The 21,235-nt window shown below is 58.8% G+C and carries 29 protein-coding genes; 22 read left to right on the top strand and 7 right to left on the bottom strand.

Features of this window, described 5'->3' with window-relative positions:
- The first annotated feature begins 45 nt into the window (after positions 1-45).
- The 7 genes from JQ592_RS26885 (at position 46) to JQ592_RS26855 (ending at position 4,145) form a co-directional block, all read left to right on the top strand.
- On the top strand, positions 46-258 hold the full coding sequence (locus JQ592_RS26885) for a helix-turn-helix transcriptional regulator (RefSeq protein ID WP_211405787.1): 213 nt from the start codon (positions 46-48) through the stop codon (positions 256-258).
- A gap of 129 nt (positions 259-387) precedes the next feature.
- Positions 388-771 carry a hypothetical protein gene (locus tag JQ592_RS38360; RefSeq protein ID WP_246820683.1) on the top strand — a complete coding sequence of 128 codons (384 nt, stop codon included), beginning with the start codon at positions 388-390 and terminating at the stop codon, positions 769-771.
- Between the two features lie 190 nt (positions 772-961).
- Complete coding sequence (locus JQ592_RS26875) at positions 962-1,165, top strand: hypothetical protein (protein ID WP_211405786.1); 204 nt, start codon at positions 962-964, stop codon at positions 1,163-1,165.
- 47 nt (positions 1,166-1,212) lie between these two features.
- The gene (locus JQ592_RS26870) at positions 1,213-1,545 is read left to right on the top strand and encodes a hypothetical protein (RefSeq protein ID WP_211405785.1); all 333 of its coding nucleotides are present in this window, start codon (positions 1,213-1,215) and stop codon (positions 1,543-1,545) included.
- Positions 1,538-2,554, top strand: coding sequence for a bifunctional DNA primase/polymerase (locus JQ592_RS26865; RefSeq protein ID WP_211405784.1), 1,017 nt, complete (start codon positions 1,538-1,540; stop codon positions 2,552-2,554). The genes JQ592_RS26870 and JQ592_RS26865 overlap by 8 nt, the downstream gene beginning before the upstream one ends.
- Before the next feature lie 3 nt (positions 2,555-2,557).
- A complete protein-coding gene (locus JQ592_RS26860) occupies positions 2,558-3,718 on the top strand; it encodes an AAA family ATPase (RefSeq protein ID WP_211405783.1) in 1,161 nt (386 codons plus the stop codon).
- Between the two features lie 220 nt (positions 3,719-3,938).
- Positions 3,939-4,145 (top strand): hypothetical protein, encoded by a 207-nt coding sequence (locus JQ592_RS26855; RefSeq protein ID WP_211405782.1) that lies wholly within the window; start codon positions 3,939-3,941, stop codon positions 4,143-4,145.
- A gap of 129 nt (positions 4,146-4,274) precedes the next feature.
- Here the strand turns inward: JQ592_RS26855 and JQ592_RS26850 are convergent, their stop codons facing one another.
- Entirely contained in the window at positions 4,275-4,925 is a 651-nt protein-coding gene (locus JQ592_RS26850; RefSeq protein ID WP_211405781.1) for a uridine kinase, read from the bottom strand.
- Between the two features lie 386 nt (positions 4,926-5,311).
- Between JQ592_RS26850 and JQ592_RS26845 the strand changes: the two genes are divergently transcribed.
- The 3 genes from JQ592_RS26845 (at position 5,312) to JQ592_RS26835 (ending at position 6,893) form a co-directional block, all read left to right on the top strand.
- A complete protein-coding gene (locus JQ592_RS26845; protein ID WP_246820682.1) occupies positions 5,312-5,725 on the top strand; it encodes a GNAT family N-acetyltransferase in 414 nt (137 codons plus the stop codon).
- A 49-nt stretch (positions 5,726-5,774) separates the two neighbouring features.
- Positions 5,775-6,224, top strand: a complete 450-nt coding sequence (locus JQ592_RS26840; RefSeq protein WP_211405779.1) for a GNAT family N-acetyltransferase — start codon at positions 5,775-5,777, stop codon at positions 6,222-6,224.
- A gap of 291 nt (positions 6,225-6,515) precedes the next feature.
- Entirely contained in the window at positions 6,516-6,893 is a 378-nt protein-coding gene (locus JQ592_RS26835; RefSeq protein WP_211405817.1) for an NUDIX hydrolase, read from the top strand.
- Positions 6,894-7,065: 172 nt separating this feature from the next.
- On the opposite strand, the gene JQ592_RS26830 is transcribed toward JQ592_RS26835, so the two are convergent.
- Both JQ592_RS26830 and JQ592_RS26825 read right to left on the bottom strand, forming a co-directional pair.
- The gene (locus JQ592_RS26830) at positions 7,066-7,758 is read right to left on the bottom strand and encodes an MgtC/SapB family protein (protein WP_211405778.1); all 693 of its coding nucleotides are present in this window, start codon (positions 7,756-7,758) and stop codon (positions 7,066-7,068) included.
- A gap of 86 nt (positions 7,759-7,844) precedes the next feature.
- Positions 7,845-8,048, bottom strand: coding sequence for a hypothetical protein (locus JQ592_RS26825; RefSeq protein ID WP_211405777.1), 204 nt, complete (start codon positions 8,046-8,048; stop codon positions 7,845-7,847).
- On the opposite strand from JQ592_RS26825, the gene JQ592_RS38355 reads away from it, so the two are divergent.
- From JQ592_RS38355 to hisN, 3 genes are all read left to right on the top strand, one after another.
- Entirely contained in the window at positions 8,029-8,487 is a 459-nt protein-coding gene (locus JQ592_RS38355) for a hypothetical protein (protein WP_246820681.1), read from the top strand. The genes JQ592_RS26825 and JQ592_RS38355 overlap by 20 nt on opposite strands.
- Before the next feature lie 28 nt (positions 8,488-8,515).
- Positions 8,516-8,776: a PepSY domain-containing protein gene (locus tag JQ592_RS26815; RefSeq protein ID WP_211405776.1), complete on the top strand. Its 261-nt coding sequence runs from the start codon at positions 8,516-8,518 to the stop codon at positions 8,774-8,776.
- A gap of 494 nt (positions 8,777-9,270) precedes the next feature.
- On the top strand, positions 9,271-10,056 hold the full coding sequence (hisN, locus tag JQ592_RS26810; RefSeq protein ID WP_211405775.1) for a histidinol-phosphatase: 786 nt from the start codon (positions 9,271-9,273) through the stop codon (positions 10,054-10,056).
- Here hisN and JQ592_RS26805 read toward each other — a convergent pair.
- Positions 10,053-10,490 carry an NUDIX hydrolase gene (locus JQ592_RS26805; protein WP_211405774.1) on the bottom strand — a complete coding sequence of 146 codons (438 nt, stop codon included), beginning with the start codon at positions 10,488-10,490 and terminating at the stop codon, positions 10,053-10,055. The genes hisN and JQ592_RS26805 overlap by 4 nt on opposite strands.
- A 429-nt stretch (positions 10,491-10,919) precedes the next feature.
- Between JQ592_RS26805 and JQ592_RS26800 the strand changes: the two genes are divergently transcribed.
- The 6 genes from JQ592_RS26800 (at position 10,920) to JQ592_RS26775 (ending at position 15,903) form a co-directional block, all read left to right on the top strand.
- Positions 10,920-11,435: a hypothetical protein gene (locus JQ592_RS26800; RefSeq protein ID WP_211405773.1), complete on the top strand. Its 516-nt coding sequence runs from the start codon at positions 10,920-10,922 to the stop codon at positions 11,433-11,435.
- A gap of 149 nt (positions 11,436-11,584) precedes the next feature.
- Complete coding sequence (locus tag JQ592_RS26795) at positions 11,585-11,773, top strand: helix-turn-helix transcriptional regulator (protein ID WP_211402472.1); 189 nt, start codon at positions 11,585-11,587, stop codon at positions 11,771-11,773.
- Positions 11,770-12,252: a hypothetical protein gene (locus JQ592_RS26790; RefSeq protein ID WP_211405772.1), complete on the top strand. Its 483-nt coding sequence runs from the start codon at positions 11,770-11,772 to the stop codon at positions 12,250-12,252. The genes JQ592_RS26795 and JQ592_RS26790 overlap by 4 nt, the downstream gene beginning before the upstream one ends.
- A gap of 2 nt (positions 12,253-12,254) precedes the next feature.
- On the top strand, positions 12,255-13,097 hold the full coding sequence (locus tag JQ592_RS26785) for a hypothetical protein (protein WP_211405771.1): 843 nt from the start codon (positions 12,255-12,257) through the stop codon (positions 13,095-13,097).
- 5 nt (positions 13,098-13,102) lie between these two features.
- Positions 13,103-13,357, top strand: coding sequence for a hypothetical protein (locus JQ592_RS26780; RefSeq protein ID WP_211405770.1), 255 nt, complete (start codon positions 13,103-13,105; stop codon positions 13,355-13,357).
- Positions 13,358-13,362: 5 nt separating this feature from the next.
- Positions 13,363-15,903 carry a phage tail tape measure protein gene (locus JQ592_RS26775; protein ID WP_349630496.1) on the top strand — a complete coding sequence of 847 codons (2,541 nt, stop codon included), beginning with the start codon at positions 13,363-13,365 and terminating at the stop codon, positions 15,901-15,903.
- Between the two features lie 45 nt (positions 15,904-15,948).
- Here JQ592_RS26775 and JQ592_RS26770 read toward each other — a convergent pair whose 3' ends face one another.
- Genes JQ592_RS26770 through JQ592_RS26760 form a run of 3 tightly spaced genes read right to left on the bottom strand, consistent with a single transcriptional unit; the run spans position 15,949 to position 18,849 of the window.
- Complete coding sequence (locus JQ592_RS26770; protein WP_211405769.1) at positions 15,949-16,728, bottom strand: hypothetical protein; 780 nt, start codon at positions 16,726-16,728, stop codon at positions 15,949-15,951.
- Positions 16,729-16,764: 36 nt separating this feature from the next.
- Entirely contained in the window at positions 16,765-18,030 is a 1,266-nt protein-coding gene (locus JQ592_RS26765) for a three-Cys-motif partner protein TcmP (protein ID WP_211405768.1), read from the bottom strand.
- A gap of 39 nt (positions 18,031-18,069) precedes the next feature.
- On the bottom strand, positions 18,070-18,849 hold the full coding sequence (locus JQ592_RS26760) for a DUF5131 family protein (RefSeq protein ID WP_211405767.1): 780 nt from the start codon (positions 18,847-18,849) through the stop codon (positions 18,070-18,072).
- A 197-nt stretch (positions 18,850-19,046) separates the two neighbouring features.
- On the opposite strand from JQ592_RS26760, the gene JQ592_RS26755 reads away from it, so the two are divergent.
- The 3 genes from JQ592_RS26755 to JQ592_RS26745 all read left to right on the top strand — a co-directional run bounded on the left by JQ592_RS26755 (position 19,047) and on the right by JQ592_RS26745 (position 21,207).
- The gene (locus tag JQ592_RS26755; protein WP_211405766.1) at positions 19,047-19,280 is read left to right on the top strand and encodes a hypothetical protein; all 234 of its coding nucleotides are present in this window, start codon (positions 19,047-19,049) and stop codon (positions 19,278-19,280) included.
- Between the two features lie 23 nt (positions 19,281-19,303).
- Entirely contained in the window at positions 19,304-19,492 is a 189-nt protein-coding gene (locus tag JQ592_RS26750; protein ID WP_211405765.1) for a hypothetical protein, read from the top strand.
- An 854-nt stretch (positions 19,493-20,346) separates the two neighbouring features.
- A complete protein-coding gene (locus tag JQ592_RS26745; protein ID WP_211405764.1) occupies positions 20,347-21,207 on the top strand; it encodes a hypothetical protein in 861 nt (286 codons plus the stop codon).
- Positions 21,208-21,235: the final 28 nt, after the last annotated feature.

Here is a 21,235-nt window from a genome sequence, read left to right as displayed (position 1 = left end):
TTCCCGGTACCTCTTGAGCCACCATCAAGTCTCAGGAGGTGTAGAATGAGACAACTGATCAAATCCGAAACGGTGCGGGAACGGCTGGATATGCCGAAGGCCACTTTCGAGCGGCACGTCAAGCAACGCACACAGGGCATGCCTGCGCCCATCTATATCGGTCGCGCCAGATTCTTCGATGCGGCAGAGATCGAGGCGTGGCTTACGAACCGAGCGGCGGCCAGTTCCAATGATCGCGCGCCGGAGCGCTCGGCGTGACGCCGGTTTCGGCTTAACCAGACCGACCGCCACCGACACCGCCTCGATCCGATCCTACCGAATCCGCTGGCGGGGGCGCCAACGGATGGGCTGACGCACGCCCTTTCATCAATTGAGAGAAGCATCACCGTGAATATCGACGATTTTGAAATTGGCTCCCCTGAACATGCTCACGCGCTTGCGGACTGCCTCGAAGGCCAGGAGGAAGTGTTGCTTGGTCCGAGCGACATTGAGCTTTGTGTGAAGGCACTTCGCGACCATGGTCGTGACCGCCGCACCCGCCCTATCGGCAAGATTTCTGCCGATGAGCCGATCACTATTGATCTGCTCGAACGCTGCCTCGACCGGCTTGCCATCGCCATGAAGCGAGCGCCCCAGGGCGGCGAGGTCTACCTTCCGATCTTCGAGAGTTTCGAGGCAGATATCGAGAAAATGAAGGCGACCGAGTCCACAATGGCTCGCGCGCGCCGCCGCTATCAGGCGATAGACTTGTCGGCTCGCCCCGCCTCCTAGGCGGACCGTTCCCGACCGGCCGCCACTACTTTCCCTCCCGATTTGCGCCTTCCGACACGCGGTCATGCCGCGTGGTCGACAGATGTTTGCCCTGAGCAAGAGGATTTTTGGCAAGGGATACCGAACCGACCCCTCAGCAAGTGACAAAATCTGCCAGATTCCGACCACCCGAAACAATCCGAGGCAAGTCATGACCAATGACGACTTTCTTTTTACTGAGGCTGAGTTCGCCGACTTCGTCGGCAAGTCGGTGTCGTGGGCACGACTTCTGCGGCGGCAGCAGCGCGCGCCCGGCCACATCAGGGTGGGCCGAACGCCGATGTACCGCCGCGAGGCTATCGCAGAATGGATGCATGCCAATAGCGTCAGGCCGGGTGGAAAGCCCTCCGCATAGCCAAAGACAAACCCGCCGTTGGCGCGGCGGGCTGGAAGGAAGTCGATATGAAGGACGATGACAAGACCTACAATAGCGCATTCGAGGCGCGGCAATGGGGGCGATCGAATCCCCGTCACCTCAAGCCGAGCGCTGACTATTTCGCAGAGAATCCCGATGCGACCGTTAGGATCGTCGCGCGTCACAGCCCCAAGCACGGCTGGACGAACCTGATCTTCTACCCGCGCGACGGCCTCTGTTACGAACTGCTCGATGTGGAGATGGTTCGCCTCGTCGCCGGGCCGTTCAAGGAAGGAACGCCCCGTAAGCGCTTGATGGCCGTGTATGAGTGGATGCGCTCGACCGATCGTCACGCATCTCGGGTCTGCGCTCATGCCTGAAACTCCCTTCGCGCAGACCGCTCCGTCCCTTATCGCGCTCGGCTATTCGCCGTTGCCGATCCTGCCGCCTGATGTCCCGAAACTCGGCGCGGGCAAGGCCCCCGCTCTGTCCGGATGGCAGAAGTACTGCAATGAAGCGCCGACGTCCTTTTTTGTCGCTGGGTATTCTCGCGCCCCGGCAATGGGCGTCGGGGTCGCCACCGGATTCGGCGGCTTAGTTGCTGTCGATATCGACGGTTACGACGCGATCATTGATCCGATCCTCTCGGTGCTGCCGCCGGCCGTCGTCGTCAAGATCGGCCGGAAAGGCCTCACCGCGTTCTATCGTTCTATCGTGCCGATGAAGTCCCGGCCTTACAACGATGCCAACGGAATCCGCCTGCTCGATTTCCTGAGTGGTGGTCGTCAGACTGTGATTCCGCCTTCGATTCATCCGGACACTGGCCACCCTTATTATTGGTGGTCTGACGCGACGTTAGAAGACACCCCGCTTGAAGCGCTTCCGGTGCTCACCCATGAGCACCGCGCCGCGATGGAAGAAATCCTTCGCTCATTCGGCTGGACCCTTCTGGAACGCCGGCAGTCATGCGGCGGGGCCGTCGAGCAGCCCGTTGCATCTCCCGGCGGCTCTGACGCGGCGTCCCTCTTCCGCGCGGTGAATGACGCTGCGCTGGCGAACCTTGCCGCCTGGGTGCCCGCACTCGAATTGAAGCGCTGGTTTCGCGCCGGAAGCAGCTTCAAGGCCGTCGCCGAGTGGCGGCCGTCTAGCACCGGGCGAGCGCTCCATTTGCGCAAGCCGAACCTGTCGTTCAAATCGGACGGTATCGTAGACTTTGGCGATGGCCCCAAGGGCTATACCCCGATCGATGTTGTCATGGAAGCACGCCGTGTGACCAATGCCGAAGCTCTGCTTTGGCTCGCCCCGCTTGTCGGTGTGCCGCTCGAAGACCCCGAAGAAGCTGCATTGGCGAGCCGGGTCATTACCGCCGCTATGAAAAAGAAAGCCTGACAGATGGCGAAAATCGCGATCTTTCCCGCGCCCCAGCCCAGTCCGGTCAACACCGTATCGCTGCGGGCCATCGGAGCGACCTCGCCGGAACCGCCGCAATGGCTGGTGAAGGGCATTCTCCCCCGTACCGGAATTGCGCTGCTCTCCGGACAATATGCGGCGGGCAAGACCTTCGTTGGCGCTGACTTATGTTTGTCTCTGGTGTTCGACCAAGAGTTTCTCGGCCGCCGCGTGCGCCCGGGCGGGGTTCTCTGGATTGCCGCTGAGGGCGGTGGCGAGATTGACTCGCGGGTCGAGGCGGCCCGCGCGGGGAAATTTCAGGACGGCCACGCCGGCCAGATTCCGTTCTTCGTCAGCGAGCCCCCGGCCGGACTGTCACAGCACAACATCATCATTTGGCTTGAACATGCCGTTGCCGAGGCATCGTGGGAGTGCGCCGATAAATTCGCCGCCAATCTTCGGTTGGTTGTGATCGACACTCTTGCGGCCTGTTTCAATATCGCCGACGAAAACGACAACGCTGAAGCAGCGCGCCTGATGAAAGAATTGGCCCGAGTTGGCAACGCCAACGACGTGCTGGTCATGCCTATTGCCCACCACGGGAAGAACGCCGAGACCGGCGTTCGCGGCGCTTCGGCATACGGTGCTGGGGCCGATGCAATCCTTTCGGTGCTTGGAGTAACTGATGTATCTGGCAAGACCTCTAAACGGTCTTTAGCGCTGACTAAGTCTCGGCGCGGCGGTACCGGTTCGCTGGGATCATTCGAAGTACGGAGCCATGTACTTGGTCTCGACGAAGATGGAGACCCGATGACCGCCGGATATATCGAGTTCTCAGACGATGCCGGAGAAGCCACCCCGCAAGCAGTGGTGGCCAAAGTGAAGAGCAAGATTCCGCGCGACTTCACCGAGTCGTTCAATGAGGCGCTGGCAAGCTATGGTCAGGACTACAAAATCCCCGAAGGTCCGACCGTCAAAGCCGTGAGTGTCACCGAGGTTCGGAACAACTTCATGCGCCGGTACATCACCGGCAACCCGGAAAAGACAGACTCGGCGAAATACAAAGCCTTCGACCGTGCCCTTGATGCCGCGAGGGACGAAAACATGATTGCTGGCGCATCCCTCTCCCAAAACAAATCACTGATTTGGCCGGTCCTGGGGTGAGTCGACAAATTGGACAGAGTGGACATTTGTCCAAAATGTCCAACGGTCCGGTGTCTACTCCCACACCACCCCCAAAGGGGTGTGGGGAGTGGACAAAGTGGACAGATGGACAAGACCCTTAGGGGGAATGTCCACTTTGTCCACTTTCGTTGAGGGTTTTGTTAGAAGTATTACCGACCATCAGAACGGCCCAAGTTGGACCAATGGTCAAGGACACCCCATGACGGACACGACGTTGATGGACCAACAAGAGCAGGTCGCGCGTATCGAGCGCATGCAGGAAGAGACTCGCAAGTTCGCCGCTGAGCAGCGCGTCTTGATCGCAAAGGATGCTCGGACGCTCTGGCTGTTCCCCGTTGGCGGGATGGTCGCTGGCGCGGCGCTGTTCGGTGCTGGTATGGCATTCGCGAAGCTGATCGGGGCGTGACCTCGACCCTAGTTATCGGCGCCCCAAAGTGGGCGCCTCGCTGAGGTCCGCTTAGCGGGACAGACCGGAAGTCTCCGGCCAACTTCCAAGCGGTGACTCACCCACAGCCGATCTTGTCGCTTGAACTGCTCACGTCACAATCGAGGGGATCGCAAGGTCGTTGTAATCGATTACGATCGTGGCCTTCGCTTCGGGCTGGCAGCTTCGAAGATAGAGCCGCTGTCCCTCAACGTACCGTCGGTTCGATTGAGCCGCAGGGTCGGGCGACGAACCGTCGCGCGAAGCGCACCGCGCAACGGATACAGTAAAGTCTGTTCGGAGGAAGATCGAAGCGTCCCAGTACGGGAGCAATTCGGGCCGATGGAGAAAGATGCCGTCTATCAGCAAAATGGAAGACGGCGGTGCCTCCAGATCATTGACAGGTACGATGTCATCGGTCACGTGATCAAAAAATGCTCGACGATACCTGCGAGAGCCACCGGGGCTTAGCGGGTCTAGCAGGTATTGCTTCAATGCCGGGTAATTGTACGAGTCCTTGAAAAAGCCTTCTGGCGAGTGTCGCCCACACTGATATCTGACCGCCTTGGGATTATGAAATCCGTCCACCGACGCTCGAATGATGGGCCGGCCCTTAGTCGCAACAACGCTTCCGAGTTCGTCGGCGAATGTAGTCTTTCCGGCCCCGTCTACACCGTCGATAGCGACGCGGACGATCCGGTCTGGTGCCGTCATAACAAGCCGATCGGCCAACTCAGACAGCAATTGCTTTCTCATTTCCATCGGGATTCAGATTCGCTGAGGCCAAGTCAACTTTGAGCCTACAACCGAGCAGTCCTTTTCCGCAATTGGCCCTTAGCGTCGAAGATCACTGCTCGCCTTGGTGTCGGCTCTTTGGGGTAAACCCTGCCGTGGTCTCATAGTCAAATCTTGCCCCGGAGCTGCGATTCAGACCGTCCGGCGAGCACTGAGTGAGTTGCTGTAAGTGGGGCGGCATTGTTAGTATCGCGCCTATGCCGTTCGCGATTACTCTCCGCTTAGATCCCATCAGCGCTGTTCCCCGCAAGATGAGCTAATCTTTGCAACCTTTCGTAGAACGAGCTATCGTCGCTTCATCACCGAAATCCCTACGTGATAATAGGCAGAACTCGATGCGACCAAAGCTCACGATGACCGACGCTCCCGAGGCCGGCATACGGGAGGCAATCGTGGGACCTTTGATTGCATTCAACAACAGCCGCGCCAGTCAGCCGGAAAGCCACCGGCCCTTGGTAATTATTCTATCTGACCAAGACAGCGGCGAAATCATAGGCGGTCTGTGGGGAGCGACGAATTTTTCATTCATGCACGTCGGTCTTCTATTCGTGCCAGACAGCCTGCGCGGCATCGGCTTTGGTAGAAGAATAATGCTCCAAGCGGAGCAGGAGGCGATTGCCCGGGGGTGTCGTGGAGCGTGGTTGGATACGTACAGCTTTCAAGCACGCGCATTTTACGAACGGCTTGGCTACAGCGCGTTTGGCATACTCGACGACTACCCACCCGGGCAGCATCGAATATTTATGCAGAAAGCGCTGACCGGCTAATCAAGGCCTTCCCCGCAATGCCAATCCTTATCGGTCGGTGGGTTATTGAATGAACGAAGTCATTGTCCGTTCAGCGACGCAACGCGATCTGCCTGACGTGTTGAAGCTTTACCAGCATCTTCATCCCCACGAACCTCAACTAGAGGCGGCCACAGCCGAGCGCGTTTGGACGACCTTGCTTACATCCGACTTCATGACCGTGATCGTCGCGCAAACAGCAGAACTGCTTGTGTCTTCATGCACTCTCGCGATTGTGCCGAACCTGTCTCGCGGCGGTAGATCGTATGGGGTGATTGAAAATGTGGTCACCCACGCAGAATACCGAAAGCGTGGGCTAGGCCGACGGGTTCTTGCCCATGCTCTGGATATCGCCACGCGGGCTGATTGCTATAAGGTTCATTTGGCGACAGGTTCGAGGCGTGAGACAACCCTGCACTTCTATGAAGGGGCGGGCTTCGAGCGCGGAGGCAAAACATACTTCGAAGTACGGCGCGCTTAACGGGCTCAAGCAAACCGACATGACCAATGAGCAGCGCGGCAGCCCCGAGCGGATGCGCCCCAGACTTCCCCGTCAAACTGCCTATTGTTGCGCACCCTTCTTGTGGTAGCTTTGGTGCGGGGGTACGCGCTGGCCAGCGAGTACCTCCCTCTGACTTAGACCCCGTCTCCTCTTGGAGGCGGGGTTTTTCCGTGGCTCTTCTGGACAGGGACGGACTATCGCAGGCCGCGTCGTTGAAGCTCGACAATGGTGAAGTACAATGACGCCGCAACCATTTTGAGTCGAGCCTGGATGGCCAAATCTTCAAAATTAGTCGCCGCGAGGAAAGGGCGCGTGCTCCTTGTCAGGCGCCGGCGCGACAAGCTTTGGATGTTTCCCGGTGGCCGCAAACACCTGGGTGAAAGCGAGAGGAAATGCCTACGCCGCGAGATCGGGGAAGAGCTGCCGAAGCTCAAACTCGGCACTGTGAGGCTCTGGAAAGAAGTGAAGGCGAAGAACCGCCGATCGGGGCGCAGGATGAGTGATGCCATCTTCATCGCGAAGAAGGTCTCCGGCCCGTTGAAGATTGGCGACAAGCGCGAGATCGACAAGGCGGCATGGCGCAAGCCGCGTGGCATCAGGCTGACGCCAACATCGCGCTACATTCGTGACAAGCTATTTCCGAAATAGCCCCGCGCCGCACTTATGACACCCGCGAGATCGACTCAGGACCCTTGAAAAGAAACCCGCTCCCAAGGGGGAAACGGAGGTGGGAACGGGATTGAGTCATCGGGAGAATACTGTTGTGCGGTACCCTCAGCGCTGAGGGTATCACCCTAGGTAGCAATAAGCCACTCGGTGGCTAGTCCCCGGTTGGCGTAATGCGAAACTCAACTACCTCGGGCAAGCCGCGCAAATGCTTGGCCAGCCTTTCCGCATTAGCCCTGTCGCGACTCTTGATGGTCATCCGGTATTCGAACTGCTGCCCGCCCTCGCTGAGGCGGGATGACAGGTTGGCGATCGTAAAGCCGTGAGCCCCGATCATCTTGTGGATCTCACTTTCGCCCATAACGTTGTCTCGGGCGAAGCGCAGCATGTGGTGGGCGTAGAACTCACTCGGCAATCGCGCCTCGATGACCCTGAATAACGCGAGCACCATAAGGGTCGCAACAGCGCCAACGAACGCCGCAAACCAGAATCCAATTCCAACCAGAATCCCGATCGCTGCCGTCACCCAGATGGACGCGGCCGTTGTCAATCCCCGGACGGTCAGCCCCTCCTTGAAGATGACCCCAGCGCCTAAAAAGCCGATGCCGGTCATAATTCCCTGCGCCATGCGGGTTGGGTCAGTCCGGATGGCGTCGTGTTCAAGCAAGGTCATCCACTGGTGCTGATACACTGTGACAATCATCAGTATTGCTGAGGCAATGCAGACCAGCGAATGGGTTCTAAAGCCCGCTGGCCTGCCGTGAAACGAACGCTCAAATCCAATCATGGCGCCGATCAGGAGGGCACCTGCCACTCTGACGATAATCACTAGTTCGTCGTGGCCCATGGCTTACCTCTACTCGACGCTTGGCCGCGCTGGGAGCCCATTAACGCAAGGGCGGTTTTGTTCCTTCGCCAGTGTGGCGCCTCAGCTTAATGAGGCGCGCTCGGAGGCTTCAGACGGAAGTAGTCTGGTCTGGCGATCCCTGCCCGTTCGCGCATCATCAGTTCGAAGAACCCCGCAGCCACGGCGGCAAAAGCCAAGCCAAACAGCCACGCTTCAGTGGAAGGCAGAGGCTGGCCGAAGCGATTAAGATAGCTTTCACGGTCGAGCGTCGTGGCGAAGGAATACGCCAAGAAACTTATCCAGCTTATCCATCTTGTAATTCGCAAAACCACCCACGCCCCAACGGCTGCGTTCTTCATGACTGGCGTTCCTGCTAAGCGCGGCGCCTGCTTGCCAAAGCTGACAAAATGGCAGGCTACACCTCCGGAAAACTATCCTCAATTCCCATTCGGCCCGTCCTGGTGTTATGATTTCTGCGGTATCGGGCCATTGATCCCGGCCTCGAACAAACTTTCTCGCACTCCTGCGAGGGGGGCGGAGCGCGCGATGGTGAAGCAAGCCAAGTTTTTCCGGAAACAGGCAGAAACGGCTGAGCGTATGGCGCGGGCCTACTCTGATGCCGAACTCTCGCAGAACTTCTTAAATATGGCCAAGGCGTATCGCAGCCAAGCGGACGTGCTCAAGGCTAAGGAAAAGTCGAAAGCCAAGAAAAAATCGGACAAGAAGTGAGGCTCGGTAAGATAACAGGAGTTTTGTCATGAATAGAGCGACTGCCATTTTCGCCATGACCCTTTCAGTCGGTGCGCTGGACTTGGCGAGAGCCGATCAGCCGGGGCCAGACTGGATGCCGGCTCAGGAAGTGATCGAGAAGGTTCTTAAGTCGGGCTACACGCAGGTGACCAAAATAGAAGCCGACGACGGCCGATGGGAAGGTGAAGGCGTCAAGAATGGCCAGAGGATGGAATTTCACGCCGACGCCAAGACCGGCGCGATCACGTCGGAAAAGCTCGATGACTAGCGAGCGCGTCGGGACCAGGGGTTCAAGACCCGCTATCGTTGCACAACATGCTCGACTTCTTCGACATCCTGCAGGAGCCCAAGTTCTGGGCTGCGCTGGCCTTTGGACTGGCTCCGATCGCAATGGGCATCCTCATTTTGTGGTTACGCCGATGAAGTTCGCCATTGGGCTGCGGCAAGGGGAGATTCTCCCGGCGGCGGTGTGAATGTCGCCGCCCATTGGCCCGTGGCGGACTTCCGGTCAGCACGTGACAACGTCGGCTTTAGGGAGACTAACCGACCAGATTGACCTGGACCACAAAGGGCGGCTTGTGACCGGTTTGAGACATCGCAGCCACCCTTCACGGTATCCATTCTTCTGGTCTCGCCCGGGTCTCGCGGGGTTCTCGGCGATGACCTTCAGGATCACCACCGGACCCTTTATGCAAGTTTAGCGTGTAATTCGACGGCCATCCGAATAAAGCGGCCGTGATCGTCCACGAATGGAGATATTTGATGCCAAAACTGCCGAGCGCCGATTTCCTTCATCGATTGGCAGATATCGCCGATCGCGAAACCTTGCCGCGCTTTCGAACCGACCTTGCCGTCGATTCCAAAACTGGGGAGGGTTACTTCGACCCGGTGACCGACGCTGACCGGGAAGCCGAGATTGCGATTCGAGCAGCGATCGAAGCCGAATATCCCGACCATGCCATTCTGGGCGAAGAACTCGGTCTAACCGGAAGCGGTTCTTGCCGCTGGGTCTTGGACCCGGTGGATGGGACTCGTCCCTTTATCTGCGGCCTTCCTGTCTGGGGCACGCTGATCGGTCTCACCGTCGATGGCCGAGCCGAACAGGGAATGATGACCCAGCCCTTCACGAGGGAGCGTTTCTGGGCCACCGCCGATGGGGCCTGGTGCGAACACGCCGGCAAGCGCCAACGGCTGTCCACGCGAGACGTCGGCACGCTGTCGCGGGCCATCCTGCATACGACTTCGCCTGAGCTCTATCATGGAGAGCTCAAGCAGGGCTTCGATTGCCTTGCCGCTTCGGTCCGGATGACCCGCTACGGCGGCGATTGCTATGCCACGGCAATGCTCGCGGCTGGCCGTATTGACCTCGCCGTCGAACCTTCGCTCCAACCCTACGATATCGTCGCGTTGATCCCGATCATCGAAAAGGCGGGCGGAGTGGTGACTCGGATTGATGGCGGGCGGGCTGAGGAGGGTGGCCCGGTTTTAGCTTCGGCAACTGCCGGTCTTCATGCGCAGGCTCTTCACCTCCTCAATAACGGAGGTTAGCGCGCGGGCTTAAAGGCTGCCCCCATGGCTATCTCGGCAAGGGATGGATAGTTGGGGTCTACGATGTTCGTCAGGAGACGCATTTCACTGATGCTGAACCACTTCAATTCTGTATGCTCGTCACAGACGTTGGTTGGGTCACCGCCTCGCCAACTTGTGACAGCATAAACGGAATGAAACGCATCTCCGAAGATCTCCGGCTGCCGCTCTCTAACTGTCGCTATGATCTTAAATTGAGTTGGCGTAACTCCCACCTCTTCCTGAACTTCGCGGATCAGCGCATTATCGAGGCTTTCACCGTTTTCAACCCGCCCCCCGATAGTGTGCCAATGGCTTGGCCAGACCTTTTTCGTGGGCGCACGCAAACCAAGAAGCACTTTGTCATCAGGGCCGATCAACATCGCACTGACAGTCCTTGCAATCTGATTGGGCATACGAATGGCTCGCAAGAAGAGCGGCTAGTGACGCCGCTGCCAGAATTATCACCTATCCGCCATCATTGCTGTAGCGCAAGTCCATCACTTCCGGTTGTGGCCCATCTGCGGCATCCGGCGATGTCCGCTATTGTGCCGCTATCGGCAGACAGCGGATATCGGGCGGCTCTAGCTCCTTGCTCACCTGACCTCAGTTCGAGGCATGCAAATCTGCAACACTTTGGGTCCTTCCAGGGCCCTCCCCCATGCGGGTGACGTGCGAGCCCGGCCTAGTCGCAGAGAAATATCCCCAAAGGTCGGTTGTTGTTCTCGCTCTGCGAAATACGCGGAGCGCAGTGTAATGGGCATGGGCGACTCAACCTGACTCACGTCTGGTACCCCCTGCGTGAAACCCTCCTGCATCTTCATCGCCCCACCGAGGTTTCACACATGGACGCCACCCCGCTCTATCCCGAGGGCTTCTCAACGCGCCGGCCCAAGCGCGACCTGCCCCCGCATCGGAACAGGCGCGGAGTGACGATGCCCAAAAACCATATCGGACCCTTTGCGCGGCTTGTGTTCGCAGAGCTTGGTCGGCAGCGCATGCGGTATCTCGACGCCTCCGAACTTTCAGGCGTGCAAATCCCGACTATCAAGGGGTGGAGAAGAAAAAATAACCCGGGTTTAGAGAGTTTGACCGCGTTGCTGACGACTCTCAGATTTCAACTTTGCCCCGTGCCCGAACTCGAAGCGCTTCCCCCGGCGCTCGCTGGCGAACTCACCGCGCTCGCCCTCAAGATGCGAATGAATATCCCGCAGACGTGGTGCGCTTTGCTTGACATCCACACCGAGCAAAAGTTGCTCCGCATGCGGGCGGACGAACGCGCCGCCATTCTGGCCGAACACGACAGGCGCATGGCGGGTGTCGCCAACGACAACGTGAAGCGCGCTGTGCCCGCCGCTTAAAAGATACCGTAATCGGCTGTTGCGGATTGAGCGGGTTGAGCATTGTGCGCATGTCACCGCCGCTCTGACAAAGCAGAAACGACAAGAGCGGCGAGCGTTCTTTTTAGCCAGTTTTCTCTCCGCTCGCCGCTACTTCTTTGAGGTCAAAAATGTCCGAGGTCTTCCTCTCTCGCCGCCAGATCGCCGCACGCGGCGGCTTCTCGGCGAACACGCTCGCGAATTACGCGCGTCGCGGAATCGGTCCCGCGTTCATCCAGGTCGGTTCGGGTGTGTGCCGCTATAGCGTCACGGCGTTCGATGCGTGGCTTGCGCAGCACAAGATTGGGGGCTCGAAATGAGCCGCGTTGGCCGACTTCAAGCCGACTTCATGGCTGCATCCGGCGACCTCGCTGCGGCTCGCCGCGGGCTCGCCGATGAGCAGTTCAAGGCGCGCCACGGCATGCCTCACGCCACCGCATTCGCCACGATGCGCGAGAGCACCGCGTTTCATCGTTGGCTCGGCATTGGCGAAGCGCTCGCGGCCGTCGCGCCGAAGCCCGCTCCGAAGGCACCGGCAGCACCGTCGACTCCCCGGGTGGCGCGACCTGCGATGCCGGCCGCCGCGACATCGAATCCCCCGGCAGCGTCCGCCGCAGACTCATACAAAGTCGCGAAGCGCGAAGCCGATCGCGTCCAAGCCGAGTACGACGCACTCGCTCGCGAGCTTAACCACAAGCGCGCCGAAGGCGCTGCCGCCTACGCTCGGATGCAAAGAGCGCACGATGCGGCGGTCGCCGCCGTGCAGGCCCGGCACAACTCCAGGACTCAGAAAGATTGATCATGAACCTGCTCGCCAAGTTCTTCTCACCCAAGACCGCCATCACCTCCGCAACGATCCGCGCCGAGATCGCGCGGGCTGAATCTGAGATTGCCGCACACCGCGCGCAGCAAGAAGGCGTACTTGCCGGCATTGCCGTCATGAACGATAGCCAGCACGCCCAGGCTGACGCTGACGCCGCAGCGATCAAGCGCGCAATCATGCGACTTGAAGCCCGCGCCAACCATCTGACCGTCGAACTTCCGAACGTGATCGCGGCTGAGGAGGCCGCCGCCAAGGTTGCCGCCGACGACTCATTGCGCCAGCGTGCAGAAGCCGCGCGGAAGGCGAACACCAAGGAAGCCGCCAAGCTGTTGGCGGAATACGCCACCGCCGCTGCTCGCGTCGCGGAAGTGATCGCGAACCTTGAAGCGCTCGACATCGAAACGACGGCCGTGAACGCAGCGCTGCGCTCCAATCCCGTCGTCGAACCCGTCGTGGCATACGACGCGATCCACCGAAGGAGCCCCGACCGCCCGGCCGGCGAGCGCCGCGCGGTACGGAAGTGCTGGGTCTATCGTTACCCCGGCTCCCCGCGCGATACGGATACGGCCAAGTTTCAGTATGAAGCCCCGCATGAAGTAGTTCGGGAGGCAGGCATCGGCCGCGACGGCAAGGCAATCCCGGTCCCGGCGGTCCAGCACGACTACTATGGTCGCGTGCTCACCATCACCCCCACTCTTGAAGATCGCGAGGTCGTTATCGAGCGCGTGTCATTCCGTCCCGGCCGGAGCGAAGAACCTCTGTCATCGGTGCGGCTCCCGCCTGCGTTCTCAGGTGAAGACCACATTTGGCCGCGAGGGTGACTCACATGCCCGTGCCCGCAGAGATCACGCTGACCGTACCCGTCGAAATCGACGGGGAGCGCCACGACAAGCTTGCGGTAGCGTCGTTCGGCGCCGTTGCGAGCTTCAGAACCAACTCGCCCGAGCAGGTGATCCGCTCTTTGGCGAAGGTGTACGACGTGCCGAGAAAAGTTATTCGGCACCTCGAACCGGACGACGCGCAACGTGCTGGGGATTTGGTCGTTGCTATGCTCGACGGAGCTACGCGCTCATTTAGGTAAGAATCGTGGCCCAAGAATTTTCCGTATTTGTCAATATCGGTGGTAAGGTCAATCCCAGCCTCGGCGCTGCCGTCAGTGCTACGAAGGCGCAAGTCAACAGCTTGGCTGCGACGGTCGCGAAGATCGGGCAAAGCGTCTCGGCGCCGTTCATTGCCGCGCAAAAGCATATCGATGCGACCGCGAAAAAGTTGGAGCGGGTCCAGAGCAAAGGCCGCAACCTCGCCATGGGTGTCACCGCGCCCACGGGCTTCGCCGCCATCGGCATGATCCGCAGCGCTCTTGAGCGCGACAGGGCGGGCAACTTCACCGAGGCTTTGGGCGGCGTCTCGCATTCCGAACGTCTAGAAATCGAGAATTTTGCCGACTCGATCGCCGCGAAGTACGGGAGCGCGACGAACACCCTGAAGGCCCTCAATGAGATGCTGAAGGCCGGCTTCTCAGTGCCGGGCGCCAAGGGATCAATCGCTTCGATCCTCGAAGGCTCGATTGTCGGCGACATGCCGGCTGCCGAAGTTGCCGGCGCCGTGAGCAAGATCGTGACGCAATACGGACTGAGCATGAGGACCGTTGAGGATGCCTCCGCTAGCAGCCGCCGCATCGCCGACAATCTGGCCTATGGCGCCAACGCAACCAGCGCTTCAATGAAAGACATGATGGAGGCTTATAAATTCGTCGGTAGCGCCGCATCGGCCGCTGGCGAATCGATTGAGTCCACCAACGCACTGATCATCGCCTTGAACAAGGCCGGGCAGCTTGGCCCCGAGGCGGGCGTTGCCCTTCGCTCGGCATATGTGCGCCTGCTCAAGCCGACGAAGGAAGGCCGGGCAGCGATGGCACGCCTTGGTCTCGACTACGGCGACTACGTATCTGGGGGCAAGCGAACCGGCGCCGGTGTCGCCGCCGGGCTGAGCGCCAACGGCTTCGACATGGCTGGTAGTGAGAAGGATATCGACGCGGCGCTGGCCAGCAACGAAGGTAACACCGAGAAGCAGCGCAAGGCAATCTATGACGCGGTCGTTGCCAAGTTCGGATCGGAAGCGGCGAAGGACCGCGAGTCCGTGCTGCAGGCGGTGGATGCTGCATTCACGATGGCCGGCAGCAAGGTAGACCTCACGAAGCTCCTGATCGACCTGAAAAAGAAAGGCGCGACGCAAGGCGACCTCGCCCGCATCTTCGAAGGGCGGCAGTCGGTTCGCATGCTCTCCCTTCTGAAGGCTGACCTCGAAGGCATCCTGAACGACATCAACACGAACGCGCCCGGTTATAGCGCGAAGACCTTCGACATCGCTAATCAGGGCTTGTCGAAAGCGGTCCGCGAGCTTGACGCGGCGTGGCAGTCGCTGGGCAACACTCTGGTCCGGGCGGTGCTGCCCGAGATCACCACCCTCTTCAAAAGCGTGTCCGAAGGGCTCAAATCTCTCGCACAATCGAACCCGGCCGTGCTGCGGCTGGGCATCGGTCTTGCGACGGCAGCCGCAGCGGCCGGTCCGCTGGCGCTCGCGCTCGGTGCCGTCGGCCGCGTAGGCGCGTTTGCGCTAACCGCCTTGCTCACTCCCGTGGGTCTGGTTGCGCGTGGCTTCGTTATGCTCGGCGGCGTCATCGCTGGCGTGGCGACTGCCGCTGTAGGCCGTCTGGCGGCGATGGCACTGGGCTTCCACATGCTGACGGCGCTCGGGGCAGCGGCGACCCTGTCGGCTCTCGGTGGCTCTCTGCTCGCCCTGGGCCGGTCGATCCTGCTCTTTCCGCTGGCCGCTATGCGGGCCATCGGTGTCGCCATGTGGGCGCTCGTCGCAAACCCGGTCGGTCTGATCATTACGGCGCTGGTCGTAGCGCTGACGGCTTTGAGCGTGTGGGTCTACAACAATTGGGCGGGCATCAAGGAGTTCTTCGCGGGGTTCGGTCAGGGCTTCATGGAAGGTCTCGGCCCCGCCGGTCCGGCCGTGAAGGCAATCTCGGACGGCTTGGCCTCGGTCTACAATTGGATGTCGCAGTTGCTCGGTCCGCTCGACGCGACCAATGCGAAGTGGCGCGAGTGGGGCCAGACCGTTGGCGGCGTTGCAGCGTCGGGCGTGCGGTCGGTCATCTCCGCGATCCAAAGCCTGATTGGCTTCTTCGGCGCAGCCATCGACAAGGCGATGTCGCTGGGCAGCGCGATCAAGGGCGTCTTTAGCAGCGGCGGCGGGGGCAAGGGAGCCCCGGCGGGCGGTGCCGCCCCTGCGCCCATCGCTGGCGCTCGCGCTATGGGCGGGCCTGTGAGCTTCGGCAAGCCTTATCTTGTCGGCGAGCAAGGCCCCGAGCTTTTCGTGCCCGGCATGTCCGGACGCATCGAGCCCAACGACACGCTGCGCCGTCTGACCTCGGATGGCGCGTCGGCGGTCGCGAGTTCGAGCGAGAACACGACGACCCCAGGACCTGTTACCATCCAGAATCACTGGACGATTAATGGAGCCGACGATCCCCGCGCGGTGGCAAGCCAGATCGACGCTCGATTTTCCATCCTCATGCGTCAGCTTGAAAGCGAGCAACGCGGTCTCCTGAGTGACTGAGGGCCAGATCCGGGATGGGCGCGATGCGCCCGAAATACTGCGGGGCTAACTACCTAGCTCATGAGAGTCGGAACTTGCTAATACCTGATCATAGAAGCGGCGTCTCTTACGAACATCGTGGACTTCTGCCGTTACAGCTTCGCCGAACTTGCGGATCGCGACTGAGACCTCATCAATGCGAGACGGCAAATCTTGGCGTGCCCTCTCTTCGGCTTCGTAAATCTTCGCCCGATCCTCGTCGGAAAGGTCGTATTCAGGATCGTCTCCGTAAACCGATCCATTATAATCCGACATACAATCGCTGAGCCGCTTTAGGATGTCTATTAGGCTCTGACGATGCGCCGCTATCTCAGTAGACCCGATATTCTTGATCTGCCGCTGAACTAGACGATCACGGGTGCTGTCAACTGTCTGGTTCAGATTCCATACCCAATGAGGAAGAACGGCGTGGTCATCCTCGTTGCGATAATAACCACTCACGAGATCGTCGGACAGCTTTTCGAGTACCGCCAGCTCCGGCTTGAACCAATTCTCCAGCCGCTTTTCGCGATCCGCATGAACCTGCTGCAAAGCAACTGCGGTCTGCAACGACGACAGTTTGAGCTGCCTTAGAACCGGCTGGACACTCAACCACGCAACAAAAATTGCACCAAACATTGCAATGAGTGTTTGATAACGAGCGAGCCACCATTCAACGCACCCAAATGGGGCATCTTTAACTAGCTCGCATCCGCCACTGAACGTAGCCCCGTACGCGAAGCCCAACACTAACGCCAAGACCGCGGCAGCGACGACGAGAACCCGCGTGTTACGATTATCAGTCATTCAGGGCGAGCCATCGAGCGCTTTGAAACGGCATGCTCACTTCTTTCCGCGCCCGTTCTGGTCGTTGAAAAAGATCGGGAAAAAACTGCGCTGCTGCTTTAGTCGCAGTATATCGCCGGTTTTGATCGTGTTGGCTTTGCGTCGCTCGCCACCGCCTTGCTCGGTGATAACCTCAAGGTCCGGATTTTCTATGATCGCTGAATTAATGTCGAGCATGTGAGCCGGCGTCGCATTGTAGATACTCGCGTAAAAGTCGCCAACTGGAATTGCGTCGCCGTAGTTTGTGATGAGCCGTGGAATGTCATCATGAAGCTGCTTTCGCGCCTCGGCCCTTCCAGTCTCGTCGAACAGATATAGCATGCTGTCCGCTTCGCTAGGGTCGTAGGATAGCATGTGCAAACCCGAACGGCCGTAGTGCGCTTGGGTGCTACTGTTCTGATGCAGCACGTTATTGTATTCCTGGCGAGCGCGAACCGAGTTTGCGAAATGAATGAGCCAATAGCGCCAGCCGTCAGGGTTATGAATCGAAAACGGGCTAACGTAGCTCGCACACTTCCGGAAGGACTCAAATACGAGACGCTCGGCCGCTCCTAGCCACGTATCCTTGCTCATCAGGCCATCTAGCTGCGACAGGTCACTCGCGTTAACGCCAAATGGTGCTAGCTGCTTGGCTAACGTAGCCCGATCAGTCTGATGTAGGAACGTGAGAAGCGTTTGAATACCGAACGTATAGAAAATTTCTACCGATGTGAACGACGCAACGATGTTACCAATCGTGTTTATTTCAACACTTCCCGTGCCGCACTGATCAAGATTGAATAGGACGTTGTGATAGCTACCGCGCTCTAGCAGTTGCTTCACTTCGGGATAGAGTTCATCAAATTTCTCGTTCCGGTACTCGACGCGAAGGTGCAGCCTCGGCACATTTGCACTGATTTCGGCGATCAGGGGGGCGGCGTTCTTTTTCAGCAGTTCGATGGTGTCTTCGTCAAAGTCGTTCAGGACGAGTAGACATTCGATGTCAAGCGGAGACATCCCCTCGGCTTGACGCTTAATGTTGAACTGTTCCGCTGCAGCACGCAGCTCATTTATGAAGATAAGTGGCGAACCCGGACTGCCGCACTTGTATCGACCGCCACCCGCAAAACCATCGACGATGGCAAGTCGAAATCGAGATTGCTGAGGCAACTGACAACGAACCGCCAGGTATCGCGCAATATATTCGCCAACGACCTTATGCTTGCGCCTTGAGTGCTCCTCAAGGACGGCACCCGTCAGCCACGAATATGGTTTCTTCGACATTGTCCCCTGAGAAAATGCTGGTAACCCAAGGCATCTTTCTCAGAGCGCGAGCGAAGCCTTCGGCATCTCGTCCCAAACCTTATCGCGATATACACGGCCGTTAGCTTTCTTGGAACGGCGCTTGTTGTCTTTCCCCCATGTCCCCCACTGCTTGAAGAAAAACGCAGTGTTGTGCGATGCACAAGAATCGAAGATCTCATCGATCCATTCTTCGCGGATCGGACGAGCTGACCTTCCACTCTCTCCCCCCACGATGGCCCAATGGATATCGCGAAGGTCCACAGCTCCAACCGAACCGATCAGCGGTTCAAATGAAATGAAGCGAATTGCGGCCGGCACGGTGCGGAGGTGGTTGATACGATCGTTGACGTCGGCATTCTCTACGCTGGTGCCCAGCCACACGTTTGGTAAGACTTCGTCGATCTTCGAGCGAACGAGCGCAGCCATCCGCTCCGGACGTTTGGTGAGTATCTGATAGTGATGATGCGGCGTAGCGCGCATCACCGCCCATACTTTCTGAATGAACGCATCCGTGACTCGCTCGTGAAACAGGTCAGACATCGAGTTTACGAAAATCTTCCGCGACTTCTTCCAGCGCAATGGAATATCCAAAGCCGCTTTGTCCTCTCGGACAACTCCGTTCCAAACAGTTCGCTTTCCACTACGGCGTGTGAGTCCCTTATATTTCGGGACATTCATCGCCTGAAGGCGCCTCGCCATCTCCATGGCGTAGCAATTCGTGCAACCGGAACTGACGATTGAGCAGCCTGCAACAGGGTTCCAGGTGGCGTCGGTCCATTCAATCTGCGTTTCGGCCATGATCGTCCCCGCGTCGCACCCTCGATGACCTCGGTCGTCCATCACCGGCAATAACAGCTTAACCGTTAATGCTCGGTGGAGCTGCCGGCTTGTGCCCATCTGCACGCGGGAATGCGAACCTCGATCGGCTCTTCGCAACCGTTAGTCTTGACTTGTGTTCTTATTTTGTTCTATTTGAGCGATCGATAGGTTTGGTCATGCCCACACTCGAATATGTCCGCTCCGAGATCGATCGTATGCGCGCGCAGATTGGCCGGCAGCGTAAGGAAATCCTCCAACTTCAACGAGCCGGGATAGGAACAGCCTCGGCCGAAGCTCTTCTGGCTCGCATGCAAGCGAAGGTGGATCAGCTCGTCGCTCAGCGCGACGAGATGAAGAAGGCTAACCCGCCTGAGACCAAGAAGCGGGTGCTGGGCGGAAGGAAGTGGTGAGGCGCTTCCCAGCGCCATGGGCGATGGAAGAGCGGAAAGACGGGTTCGAAGTGAAGGATGCCAGCGGCTTTTTCATCTGCGGCGTCCCGCACCGCGAAGACCTGCACCGCACCGGCTACCAGTATGCCCACCAATTTCTCTCCCGCGATGAGGCAAGGCGGATTGCAAAGGCAATCTCCCGGCTGCCAGAGTTGTTGAAGCCGCCCCGGTAACGATACGCTCTATGTTTGTTGGCCTAACCGTTGCGGCCTGGAATGAACGGCATGGTCTATGAGCGCTCCTGAGACGGGTAACGGCCGTGCTCGCCTGCCCCGGCCTGCAACGGATCAACGATGGGATCGCCGACGCCGTACTGTCCGATGGCCGTGGTCGTGCTGCACAGATCAGACGGACACGATCCATCGTTCCACGAACCGGGCCGGGCATCCTGCGGACATCATCCAGCACGGGCCGGGACACGTCATCGCGCGTTGCGGATGGCTGGGCGTTTGACGCTCCGGCCGATCAGCCCCACCCGACGAATCCGTAGTTTCGGACGACTTTTCCAAAATTTGGACAGCAGGTTTGCTAGCTTGCTCTAAGCACTCCTGGAGCGCGCATAACCCGTTGAAATAACGAGAATAAAAGGCGCTTTCCGGAGCCCTACGCGGCTGGTGCGTTGCGATTTGATGAAATAACCATTGGTGTTGGATGAAGCGTCAAAGAGGTTTTTCCAAACTGCAAACTCGATGGGGCTAGTCGTGGTGCGTTGTTAGCGGTTGACGGCCGGGGAATGGTCGTACGGTACGGGCCGGGAATATCCCGGAGGCTCACTTTCGGAGACGGGCATGGCTAAAGCCACGCAAAAGCATGAACCGACCCTGGCAAGATTCACGGTAGGGATGGGTGGAATCCTATCTCAGTCCGAGACCGTTGTTCGAGCCTTTGGCCGGGACCGGGGGTTTGTCCTCATGCTGTTGGCCGTCCTGGCCGGCGTACTCGTGCCTCTCGGCACGGTGGTGCTAATCGCCCACGGGATAGCCCGACATTTCGGTTGAGTAGTGGGGATAGCGGGTTGTGAAGCTACTTGTCTCAACCGATTTTGATAGATTGGCAGCACGGTGATTTGCCGCAGCTTATGGACTGGCCGATGGTCGTCAAACCGAGAGAAGTAAACCTCCATGACTTTCTAACGAACAGCAACCTGGCTGTTCCGAAGAGCCCTCCCTGGATTCACAGTACGGCTTCGAGCCACCTGATTCCGATCTTGGAGGAAGAGAAGCTTCTCGCTGTGAAGTGCAACGTCTTCAAAGGCGAGAAGCTGTGTTACCTGTTTGTCGGCCGCGCTGCCTATAAGGGCAAGGACGCGCTGAACCCGGAGTCGTGGCAACTGCCATCTGTGTTCGTGATGCGCTTCAGCACCCCACCGCCGCTGAAGCGAATACATCCGTTCGATACGGGCGCCTTCGAACGGGGAAGGATGCCGGACTATCTCACCGCCTTCAAATTGGATGATTTCAACGTCGGCACCGATCAGGACCAGATCGGTCGGCTCATTTCCCTTTATTTCGAGACGCCGCGCCGGTACGTGGACCGAGATGCCAATGACCAGAGGAAGCTCAAGGAAGAGCATTTGCTCGACATGAGCCATGCCAAGGTGCTGGCGGTTTCAAAACTGTACAAGGAAGGCTCGACCACCGATTGCGATGATCGGGGTGCGGTAATTGAACTTCAGGTAGAGCAGGATATCCCGCTTAAAAAGGAAAATCTGCTGGGTGTCGTCATCCCAGAAGAGTACGCGAGAACACCCCACGTGATGGAGGCCTTGAAAGAACTGACCAAGGTCGTTGAGACCTATCGACTCCTGCCGATAAACATCAGCCAGCACTACGGACTCATTTATGAGTGTGTAGAGCGAGTCTACAAGCGCACAGGCATCAATCTGTGATACCCGAAGCTCTAGCCGTGTGTGCTGC

The sequence above is a fragment of the Bradyrhizobium iriomotense genome, from assembly GCF_018129405.1.
Lineage (GTDB): Bacteria > Pseudomonadota > Alphaproteobacteria > Rhizobiales > Xanthobacteraceae > Bradyrhizobium > Bradyrhizobium iriomotense_B.
This window is presented reverse-complemented; position numbering and strand designations above follow the sequence as displayed.